Origin of the sequence: Flavobacterium pokkalii (genome assembly GCF_014596575.1) — a bacterium.
Classification (GTDB): domain Bacteria; phylum Bacteroidota; class Bacteroidia; order Flavobacteriales; family Flavobacteriaceae; genus Flavobacterium; species Flavobacterium pokkalii.
Genome location: NZ_NASZ01000034.1, coordinates 20,050 through 31,969, shown reverse-complemented (window position 1 = coordinate 31,969; position 11,920 = coordinate 20,050). Strand labels below are relative to the sequence as shown.

The following is an 11,920-nucleotide window of genomic DNA, read 5'->3' as shown; positions in this document are numbered from 1 at the left end:
GACAATTTTAGTTTTTTTCAGCAGAAGTAAAAATCAAACCAAATAGACTGAAATGAAAAAACCGCCTCAAATTATGTTTTGAGACGGCTTCTTTTTTTTATGCTTTTCCTTGCCCTAGAATAGTTGACTCTAATAAATTTTCTTCATTCAAATCAATTCCTAACGCAGCTATCATTTGATAAAAAAATCATTTCTTAACTCTAAAAAGCAACTACAAAGAACACTTTTTTTCACCAACTAAAGTCCCTTTTGATACAAATCAAAAAACATTAGAAGCTTAAGATTAAAACATAAAAAAAACGCTGATAAAGCGCTTTTCTGTTCCTTAATTTTATTTTTTATTATAAAACCCTGTTTATTTGAGTAACTCTTTTACTGTAATATTCTTCTTTTAACGAAGAAATAATCACACCACTACTTGTAGAAGCATGAATAAATTTAATTTCACCATCTTCTCCAACTTCAACAACCATTCCTACGTGATTAATCTGTCTTCTTCCGTTGGTCTTAAAGAAAATCAAATCTCCTTTTTTGGCATCTTCATTGTTTACTTTCACTCCATATTGAGCCTGTTCAAAAGAAGAACGAGGCAACTGTATGTCATAAGCTCCAAAAGTTGAAAACATCAAACCTGAACAGTCAAATCCGTCTTTCGATGTCCCACCTGATCTGTAGCGCACTCCAATATTTTCGGAAGCCGTACAAATCAATTGGTCAATAAAATCAGCTCCGTGAAACGATTTTACATTGTATTCCGGCTCCGTTTTGGTCAACGCATCCGAAAAATCAAATTTAGGAGTGGTTTTAACATTCGATTTTGAAGTACGAATCGTTAATTTTTCACCAATCAATAATCTATTTACAATCTTAGGATTTTGCTCCTCCAATTCCTTCACCGTAATCCCAAATTCTTTTGCAATTCCGTATTTGGTTTCTTTAGCTAAAACCTCATGTGTTATTTCAACTTCAGTATTTGCTTCATCCTCTTTGACAACCGCAACTTCTTTTGGTTGTTCTGCCACAACAGTATTCGCAACAGCTTCTTCTTCTTCTTTTTTATCCTCTTTCGAATTTTCCTGATTTTCTGCTGCCTTGGCTGTAGGAATCACAATTTTTTGTCCTATTCGTAAAGCCTGATTCGCTAAAATCGGATTGGCTTTTTCTATATCAGCAACCGAAACTCCATATTGTCTGGCAATTCCATAAAGTGTTTCTTTAGCCAAAACTTCTCTAATCAAATTCCCATTTGCACTTAATTGCTCCAAAGGAATTGCATCACTTTTTTCGGCAATTACTGGAGTAATTTCCGGCTGAATTTCTACTTTAACGGCTGCTTGTGTTGTTTCTTTTGATGGTAATTTTTCTTCTAAAACTACTTCTTGTTTTGTATCAACAACCGGAACGACAATCTCATTTCCAACACGTAATCCTCTTTTTTCCAAAGAAGGATTCATAGCATACAAATCTGCTACTTTGACACCATATTGTTTGGAAATCCCATAAAGTGTTTCTTTGGCTAAAACAACATGCTTTTCTGTTGGAATTGATGCAACTTCGGAAGTAAGCGGAGTATTTTTTTCATTTTTCACAGAAACAACAGGGATTAATAAAACTTGTTTGTATTGGATTCCCTTTTGAGCATCTGGATTTAATTCGTAGATAGAAGACGCTTTAATTTTATAATGTTCCGCTATTTTAGAAATTGTTTCTCCTTTAGCAACAGCATGTTTAACATATTTTTCCTGAGAAAAACCATTAAACTTACTGAAAGCAAACAATAAAACAATCCAAAAGCGATACCTCATAAACTTCTTTTAATAAACGAAACTCTGTTCTTATGTAATTATGAAAATAAAGTTAGCCAAACGACTAACCAAAGAATGAAAATAAATTTTTCAGAAGCGAATTTAACGTTTTAATACCAATTAAACCAATTTTTAACAGCTATTTAAATCGTTTTTTACTGAAAAAACAAAAAAAGCGTTCTGCAAAACACAGAACGCTTTTTTAAAAATTTTAAAAATCAGTTTAGGCCTCGGCCGCAATTAAATTCAAGGCAGAACCCGCCACAAACCAACCAATCTGACTTTCATTATAACTATGATTCGCCAGGATAATATCTTTAGAACCATTGGCATGAACAAATTCTAATTTTAAAGGTTTACCCGGAGCAAATTCGGTTAAATCCAGGAAATTAATGGTATCATCTTCCTGAACTTTATCGTAATCGGCTTCGTTAGCAAAAGTCAAAGCCAACATCCCCTGTTTTTTAAGATTGGTTTCATGAATACGGGCAAAGGATTTTACCAAAACTGCTTTTACACCTAAAAAACGAGGTTCCATAGCCGCATGTTCACGGGAAGAACCTTCTCCGTAATTTTGATCTCCCACTACAATCGAAGGCACACCAACTGCTTTATAAGCACGCGCCACAGCCGGAACCGCATCATAATCTCCCGTTAATTGATTTTTAACCGAATTGGTTTTCTGATTAAAAGCATTCACCGCTCCAATCAACATATTATTAGAAATATTATCCAAATGACCACGGTAACGTAACCAAGGTCCCGCCATAGAAATATGATCGGTAGTACATTTACCAAAAGCTTTGATTAGCAATTTAGCTCCGGAAATATTTTTTTTATCCCAAGATGCAAATGGTGCTAACAATTGCAATCTATCCGAAGCAGGATCTACCATAATCTGTACTGAGGAACCGTCTTCTGCCGGAGCCTGAAAACCTGCATCTTCAACATCAAAACCTCTATTAGGCAATTCATCACCTTCAGGAGCTACTAATTTTACTTCTTCTCCATTATCATTCAATAAAGTATCTGTCATTGGATTAAAATCTAATCTTCCCGAAATTGCCAAAGCAGCCACCATTTCCGGTGAAGTCACAAAAGCATGTGTATTGGGGTTTCCATCTGCTCTTTTGGAAAAATTTCGATTAAACGAATGCACAATGGTATTTTTTTCTCCTTTGTCTGCTCCGGCTCTGTCCCATTGCCCGATACAAGGCCCGCAAGCATTCGTAAACACTTTCGTTCCCATTTTTTCAAAATCGGCAATAATACCATCTCTTTCAATAGTATAACGAATTTGCTCCGAACCCGGATTGATTCCAAATTCCGCCTTAGGAGTTATTCCGTGTGCCACCGCCTGTCTGACAATCGAAGCCGCACGGGACATATCTTCGTAAGAAGAATTAGTACAAGAACCTATCAATCCCCATTCTACTTTTATAGGCCAACCGTTAGCTTCGGCTTCGGCTTTCATTTGAGAAACCGGAGTACCTCTGTCCGGAGTAAAAGGTCCGTTAATATGAGGTTCTAATTCTGAAAGATTAATTTCAATTAATTGATCAAAATATTCCTTAGGGTTGGCATAAACTTCCGGATCGGCAGTTAAATACGACGCCACTTTGTCGGCAGCATCCACCACATCCTGACGACCGGTAGCTGATAAATATCTTCGCATTGAATCATCATAACCAAAGGTTGAAGTTGTTGCACCAATTTCGGCTCCCATATTACAAATAGTTCCTTTTCCGGTACAGGACATACTGGTAGCTCCTTCTCCAAAATACTCTACAACAGCACCTGTTCCCCCTTTTACGGTTAGAATATCAGCTACTTTTAAGATAACATCTTTCGGAGCGGTCCATCCGGATAATTTTCCGGTTAGTTTTACCCCAATTAACTTAGGAAATTTCAACTCCCAAGACATTCCAGACATTACATCTACCGCATCTGCTCCTCCAACACCAATCGCTAACATTCCCAGACCACCGGCATTTACAGTATGCGAATCGGTACCAATCATCATTCCTCCCGGAAAAGCATAATTTTCCAGAACAATTTGATGAATAATTCCTGAACCAGGTCGCCAAAAACCAATTCCATATTTATTTGAAACAGATGAAAGAAAATCAAAAACTTCTTTAGACTGCTTATTGGCGACAGCCAAATCGGTTGAAGCCCCTACTTTTGCCTGAATTAAGTGGTCGCAATGCACTGTGGTAGGCACTGCAACTTTAGATTTTCCAGCGTGCATAAATTGCAACAAAGCCATTTGTGCAGTTGCATCCTGACAAGCCACTCGATCCGGAGCAAAATCAACATAATCTACTCCTCTTTTATAAGCTTCTTTTGCCTGTCCTTCCCAAAGATGACTATACAAAATTTTCTCTGTCAAAGTAAGCGGACGACCGACCATTTCACGTGCTGCATCAACACGACTAGCCATGTTGTCATACACTTTTTTAATCATTTCAATATCAAATGCCATAATACCTAAATATATAATTGTTTAACTGCTAAATAATTCCAATAACACAAGTTACAAAAAATAGTTTAGCAATAAAAAAAAGCCTGAGTCAAAGACTCAGGCTTTTGGAATTATTTAACAATAATTAAATATTATTTCACCAATAATTTATGTGATGGCGCAAACTTAGTTAAGTTGATTCCGTCAACAGCAGTGGTATATTCTTCGATAGTTGGAGTTCTACCTAAAATGGTAGAAAGAACTACAACCGGAGTTGAAGATAATAAAGATTCACCTTTTTTCTCAGCTGAATCCTCAACCACACGTCCTTGGAATAAACGCGTAGAAGTTGCCATTACTGTATCTCCTTTAGATGCTTTTTCCTGGTTACCCATACAAAGGTTACAACCTGGACGCTCTAAGTACAACATATTTTCGTACTCTGTACGTGCAGCTCCTTTTGGTGCATTATCATCAAATTCAAATCCTGAATATCTTTGTAACACTTCCCAGTCTCCTTCTGCTTTTAACTCATCAACAATATTATATGTTGGAGGAGCAACCACTAATGGCGCATTGAATTCTACTTTACCTTTTTGTGCCTCAACGTTTTTAAGCATTTGCGCTAAAATTTTCATATCGCCTTTGTGAACCATACAAGAACCGATAAATCCTAAGTCTACTTTTTTCGTTCCTCCGTAGAAAGAAAGCGGACGAATAGTATCGTGAGTATAACGTTTAGAAACATCGGCGTTGTTTACATCCGGGTCAGCAATCATTGGCTCAGCAATAACATCTAAGTCAACCACTACTTCAGCGTAATATTTAGCATTAGCATCCGGAGTAAGTGCTGGTTTTTCACCTGAACGAATTTCAGCAATACGCTTATCTGCTTTTTCAATTAAACCTTTTAATACTTGTTTAGCATTATCCATACCTTTATCAATCATGATTTGGATTCTGCCTTTAGCAATTTCTAAAGATTCGATTAAAGTTTCATCTTCCGAAATACAGATAGATGCTTTTGCTTTCATCTCAGCAGTCCAGTCAGTAAATGTAAACGCTTGGTCAGCCGTTAATGTACCAATATGAACTTCGATGATTCTTCCTTGGAAAACATTTTCACCTCCAAATTGCTTCAACATTTGTTGTTGTGTAGCATGAACCACATCACGGAAATCCATGTATGATTTCATATCTCCTTTGAAAGTTACTTTTACAGACTCTGGAATTGGCATTGAAGCCTCACCTGTAGCTAAAGCTAAAGCCACAGTTCCTGAATCGGCACCAAATGCAACCCCTTTTGACATACGGGTATGAGAGTCACCACCAATAATGATAGCCCACTCATCGATAGTAATATCATTTAATACTTTGTGGATAACATCGGTCATTGAGTGATATACTCCTTTAGGGTCACGAGCTGTAATCAAACCGAAATCGTTCATGAATTTCATCAACTTCGGAATGTTAGCCTGTGCTTTTTTATCCCAAACTGAAGCAGTGTGACATCCTGATTGATAAGCTCCATCAACGATTGGAGAAATCGTAGTTGCAGCCATAGACTCTAACTCCTGAGCTGTCATCAATCCGGTTGTATCCTGAGAACCTACAATGTTTACTTCTACACGAACGTCAGATCCTGCGTGTAATACTTTTCCAGGAGTAGTTCCTACTGCATTTCTATTGAAGATTTTCTCAACAGCAGTAAGACCTTGCCCTTCGTGAGACACCTCTTTAGAAGGAGCAAATACTACAGGAGCCTGAACTCCTAAAGTTTGAGCAGCAAACGTTTGGATTTTTTTACCAAATACAATGGCGTAAGATCCACCCGCTTTAATGAATTCCATTTTTTGAGGAGTAAATGATTTTGAAATATCTTTCAATTCCTTATCCCCATTATATAATTTTTTCTCTTTAGTATTAATAGTCAATACGGTACCAGTCGCTACAGAATACGCTTCTTCTAATACAATATCACCGTTTTCGTTACGAACAGGATTTCCGTTTTCATCTGTTTTCTTTACCCAGTTTTGAAGATCGATTCCGATACCACCAGTTACATCAACTGTAGTTAAGAAGATTGGCGAAATACCGTTTGTTCCGGCAACAATTGGAGCAATATTTACGAAAGGAACGTAAGGACTTGCTTGTTTACCCGTCCAAAGTGCCACGTTGTTAACCCCTGACATACGAGAAGAACCAACTCCCATAGTTCCTTTTTCAGCAATTAACATTACCGATTTATCAGGATGTTGAGCCTGTAATGCTTTGATTTCAGCCTGAGCTTCAGGAGTAATCATACATTTTCCGTGTAATTCACGGTCAGAACGAGAGTGAGCTTGGTTTCCCGGAGAAAGTAAGTCGGTTGAAATATCTCCTTCACCAGCAATAAAAGTAACTACTTTAATTTCTTCAGCTACTTCAGGAAGTTTGGTAAAGAATTCTGCTTTAGCATAACTTTCTAAAATGTCTTTTGCAATAGCATTTCCGTTTTCGAATGCCGCTTTTAAACGAGCTGTATCTGCTTCGTATAAGAAAACTTGTGTTTTTAAAACTTCAGCAGCTTGTTTTGCGATAGTCTCATCATTTCCTAAAGCTAAATCTAACAATACTTCGATCGAAGGTCCACCTTTCATGTGAGACAACAATTCAAAAGCAAAAGCAGGAGTAATTTCAGCAACAACAGCTTCTCCTAAAATGATTTCTTTTAAAAATTTCGCCTTAACTCCGGCAGCTGGCGTAGTTCCAGGCAATGTATTATAAATAAAGAATTTTAAAGAATCTTCTCTATTTGCATTGTTCTCATCTTTAATTTGCGCAATGATTTCGCTTAATAATTCAGCACCATCAATTGGCTTTGGGTGAAGACCCTGACTTTTTCTTTCTTCGATCTCCTGGATGTAATCGTTATAAATGTTCATAATTGAAATATTTCAATGTTTCCGCCAAATCACTTTGATTTCATTCAAAACAAAAGGCCTTAATATTAGGTATTTTTTTTTTTGTGATGCAAATTTAGCTATTTAAGCCGAGATTAAAAAAAAATTTAATTCTCTGCAATTTCAGAAAGATTTTTTATTGAAAAATCCACCTTCAACGCGATTTAAATTAAGAAAAACGGGTTTTTTTACCATTTTTTATAAACAATCAATAAACAGCCAAATTATTTTCTAACAAACTTAAAATATGTTGTTATATAGAAGACATTATTTTTTATCAAAAGTCGTAATTTCAGCAAGCCTTACACTAGTTTCGCAATAATCATTTCTTCTGTAATCCCCTCCGCATCAGCCTTATAATTTTTTATAATCCGATGTCTCAACACCGAAGTTGCAACAGCAATTACATCTTCAATATCCGGCGAAAATTTACCATGAAAAGCCGCATGTGCTTTGGCTGCCAAAATTAAATTTTGCGAAGCTCTCGGACCAGCTCCCCAATCCAAATAATTTTTAACAAAATCTGTCGCCAAGCTACTATCCGTACGGGTTTTACTCACCAAAGTCACCGCATATTCCACCACATTATCAGCTACCGGAATTCGGCGGATTAAATGCTGGAAATCGATAATTTCCTGAGCCGTAAACAAAGGGTTAATTTTTTGATTTTCATCAGAAGTAGTTCTTTTCACCACCTGAACTTCTTCTTCAAAAGAAGGATAGGCTAATTTTACCGCAAACATAAAACGGTCTAACTGTGCTTCCGGCAACGGATAAGTCCCTTCCTGCTCGATTGGATTTTGAGTTGCCAGAACAAAATAAGGCAAGTCTAATTTATGATTCACCCCGGCAATTGTTACCGAACGCTCCTGCATCGCTTCCAATAAAGCTGCCTGCGTTTTAGGCGGCGTTCGGTTTATTTCGTCTGCCAAAATGATATTCGAAAAAACCGGTCCTTTTACAAATTTAAACTGACGGTTTTCATCTAAAATTTCGCTTCCTAAAATATCCGAAGGCATCAAATCCGGCGTAAACTGAATTCTTTTAAAATGCAACCCCAAAGCTTCCGAAATCGTATTCACCATCAATGTTTTAGCCAATCCCGGAACTCCTACTAACAAAGCATGACCTCCTGAAAAAACACACAACAACAATTGATCGATAACTTCTTCCTGACCTACAATTCTTTTTGCAATTTCGTTTTTTAATTCAATTCGCTTTTGGACTAAATTATGTATTGCCGCAACATCAGACATTTTAAACTATTTTAAATTAAAAAAGAGCTAACTCTATGAATTCATAAAGCTAACTCTTTTTATTTATTTTGAACAAATTATTTTTTTAACCAATTATTAGTAAAATCACAATCTCTGTACTCTCCAACAATTTTGATGTAAGTTTCTTTAATCTTTTCATCAAACCATTTTCCGATAGCTTTGATTTGCTTTTCTTTTAATGCCAAATCTTTAATTTTCACATAATCCTGAGCATAATCGGCAGTATGTTCATTTATTCTGTTAGTTACCGTGATAATTTTATACTCTTTTTTTCCTGATTTTGTTTCATCCAAAATTGGCATCGAAATTTCATTATCTTTCAAATTAGAAACCTGAGAATACAAAGTTGGATCCATTTTTGTCAATTCAAAACGAGTATCCTGCGTTTCCGGATTAATCAAAATTCCTCCGTTAGCTCTGGTTTCTTTTTGATCCGACATGGTTCGGGCAGCATCGGCAAAAGAAATTTCTTTATCCATAATGCGCTTTCTGATCAATGTAATTTTCTCTTTTGCCTCTTCCAAAGCTTCTTTTGTCACTGTAGGCGTCAGCAAAATGTGACGCAACTCCAACTCCTGACCTTTGATTTTTTCTAAATAAATAATATGAAACCCATATTCCGTTTCAAAAGGTGCTGAAATTTCCCCTTCAGCCAAACTAAAAGCTACATCTTTAAATTCTTTTACAAAAGGCGTTTTTCGGGTCATTTTATAAAATCCTCCACTGGATCTTGAACCCGGATCCTGAGAATACAAAACTGCTTTTGTAGCAAAACTGGAACCTTCCTGAATGTCTTTTTTAAATCCATTCAAGCGGTCAATTACTTTTTGTTTTTCAGCCTGAGTGATTTTTGGATCCACAACAATTTGCGCTACTTCCATTTCGGCACCAAAAACCGGCAATTCATCTTTTGGCAATTTCTTGAAAAAATTACGAACCTCTTCTGGTGTAATTTCTACTTCGTCCACAATCTTTTTTTGCATTTCCGAAGTCAGCTTATTCTCTTTCAAAATATCAAAGAAATAACTTCTGAACTCTTCTTCCGAATCCTTTTTATAATACTTAACTACCTTATCCATAGAACCAATTTGCTGAATCATGTAATTCAAACGTTCGTCCATCATGGATTTAATCTCAGCATCGGTTACCTTCACACTATCCTGAATTGCCTGATGTGCATATAATTTATCTTCCAACAGCTTTCCTAACATCTGACATCTTGTAATATCTTTAACAGAACCTCCCTGACTCGAAATTTCCAAATAAGCCTTATCAATATCCGAATCCAAAATAATATAATCTCCAACAGTAGCAATTACACCATCTACTTTTTGTCTTTTTCCCGTTGGATTTTGCTTTTTTTCAGTTACTACAACGCTGTCTTTTATTATTTCCTGAGCATTCATTGCTGTATTTAACAACATCACAACAAAAAACAGAAGTACATTCTTCATTTTTATAAATTTCATTCTTAAGGATTTTAAAGGCATTTCTTTACAGAATTTTATTTTCTTTAATTGGGTTTCAAATATAATTCTCCTAAAATTAGCACTGAGGGAAGATAACAACTTAAAAAGAATATTACTTGTATTTATTTTGATAAAAACCAACAAAAATAACAATTCAATTACATTATACAAGTATCCGCTAGACTATTAACAAAAAATTATAGGCAAAAATACAACTTTAATCCATTAACTATTCAGTTTAAAAAAACTAAAAAACAAAGCACAAAACACCCGAAGCAACAACAGAAGTCCATTCTTAATTTATTTTCAAATCGCATATATAAATAGTACTTTTGCAAACTATTTACATTTACTATGAGCTTTTTAAAAGAAATACAACGAAGAAGAACCTTTGGAATCATCTCACACCCTGATGCCGGAAAAACAACACTAACTGAAAAATTACTGCTTTTTGGTGGAGCAATTCAGGAAGCCGGTGCTGTAAAAAACAACAAAATTAAAAAAGGAGCCACTTCCGACTTTATGGAAATTGAACGCCAAAGAGGAATCTCGGTTTCTACTTCTGTCTTAGCCTTTAATTATAAAGACAAAAAAATTAACATTCTGGATACTCCGGGACACAAGGATTTTGCCGAAGATACTTTTAGAACCTTAACCGCAGTTGATAGTGTAATTGTGGTCATTGACGTTGCAAAAGGAGTTGAGGAACAAACTGAAAAATTAGTTGCGGTTTGTAGAATGCGTAATATTCCGATGATAGTTTTCATCAACAAATTAGACCGCGAAGGACACGATGCATTCGACTTAATGGACGAAGTAGAACAAAAATTAGGACTGACTGTAACTCCGTTGAGTTTCCCAATTGGAATGGGATATGACTTTCAGGGAATTTATAATCTTTGGGAGAAAAACATCAACTTATTCAGCGGAGACAGCCGTAAAAACATTGAAGAAACGATTGCTTTTTCGGATGTTCAAAGTCCGGAATTGGAACAAATTATTGGTCAAAAACCAGCAGACCGTTTAAGAGAAGAATTGGAATTAATTGATGAAGTTTATCCAAAATTCAGCCAACAGGATTATCTGGAAGGAAAACTTCAACCGGTATTTTTTGGTTCGGCTTTAAATAATTTTGGAGTTAGAGAATTATTAGATTGCTTTATCAACATTGCTCCTGCTCCCAGAATTAAAGAATCCGACACGCGCCCGGTAAAACCGGAAGAAGAAAAATTGTCCGGATTTGTATTTAAAATCCATGCTAATATGGATCCCAAACACCGTGACCGTTTAGCGTTTATAAAAATTGTTTCGGGAACTTTTGAAAGAAACAAACCTTATTATCATGTTCGTCAAAAGAAAAATTTAAAATTCTCGAGCCCGAATGCCTTTTTCGCAGAGAAAAAAGAAATCGTTGATATATCCTATCCAGGTGATATTGTAGGTCTTCACGATACCGGAAACTTTAAAATTGGTGATACTTTAACCGAAGGTGAAATCATGAATTTTAAAGGAATTCCAAGTTTCTCTCCGGAGCACTTTAGATACATCAACAACGCCGATCCAATGAAAGCCAAACAATTGGACAAAGGAGTTGATCAGTTAATGGATGAGGGAGTTGCGCAATTATTTACTTTGGAGATGAACAATCGAAAAGTAATTGGCACTGTTGGAGCCCTTCAATATGAGGTTATCCAATACCGTTTAGAGCACGAATATGGGGCAAAATGTACCTATGAAAACTTCCCGGTTCACAAAGCTTGTTGGGTAAAACCGGATGACCTAAAAAACGAGGAATTCAAAGAATTCAAACGAATCAAACAGAAATTCCTTGCTAAAGACAAATACGATCAATTGGTTTTCCTAGCTGATTCTGATTTTACTATTCAAATGACACAAAGCAAATATCCAAGTGTCAAATTGTATTTTACTTCTGAATTAGATTAAAAACTCTAACTTTTATAAA

General features: G+C 35.9%; 6 protein-coding genes. 1 reads left to right on the top strand and 5 read right to left on the bottom strand.

The features are described from left to right. Positions 1-341 precede the first annotated feature (341 nt). From B6A10_RS15730 to B6A10_RS15710, 5 genes are all read right to left on the bottom strand, one after another. A complete protein-coding gene (locus B6A10_RS15730) occupies positions 342-1,805 on the bottom strand; it encodes a peptidoglycan endopeptidase (protein WP_188221622.1) in 1,464 nt (487 codons plus the stop codon). Positions 1,806-2,028: 223 nt separating this feature from the next. Further along, entirely contained in the window at positions 2,029-4,290 is a 2,262-nt protein-coding gene (locus tag B6A10_RS15725) for an aconitate hydratase (protein ID WP_188221621.1), read from the bottom strand. Between the two features lie 131 nt (positions 4,291-4,421). Beyond that, positions 4,422-7,193 carry a bifunctional aconitate hydratase 2/2-methylisocitrate dehydratase gene (locus B6A10_RS15720; RefSeq protein ID WP_188221620.1) on the bottom strand — a complete coding sequence of 924 codons (2,772 nt, stop codon included), beginning with the start codon at positions 7,191-7,193 and terminating at the stop codon, positions 4,422-4,424. A 320-nt stretch (positions 7,194-7,513) separates the two neighbouring features. Continuing rightward, positions 7,514-8,467, bottom strand: a complete 954-nt coding sequence (locus B6A10_RS15715; RefSeq protein WP_188221619.1) for an AAA family ATPase — start codon at positions 8,465-8,467, stop codon at positions 7,514-7,516. A 77-nt stretch (positions 8,468-8,544) separates the two neighbouring features. Then, positions 8,545-9,978, bottom strand: a complete 1,434-nt coding sequence (locus B6A10_RS15710) for a peptidylprolyl isomerase (protein WP_188221618.1) — start codon at positions 9,976-9,978, stop codon at positions 8,545-8,547. Positions 9,979-10,311: 333 nt separating this feature from the next. On the opposite strand from B6A10_RS15710, the gene B6A10_RS15705 reads away from it, so the two are divergent. Beyond that, positions 10,312-11,901: a peptide chain release factor 3 gene (locus B6A10_RS15705; RefSeq protein ID WP_188221617.1), complete on the top strand. Its 1,590-nt coding sequence runs from the start codon at positions 10,312-10,314 to the stop codon at positions 11,899-11,901. Positions 11,902-11,920 lie beyond the last annotated feature (19 nt).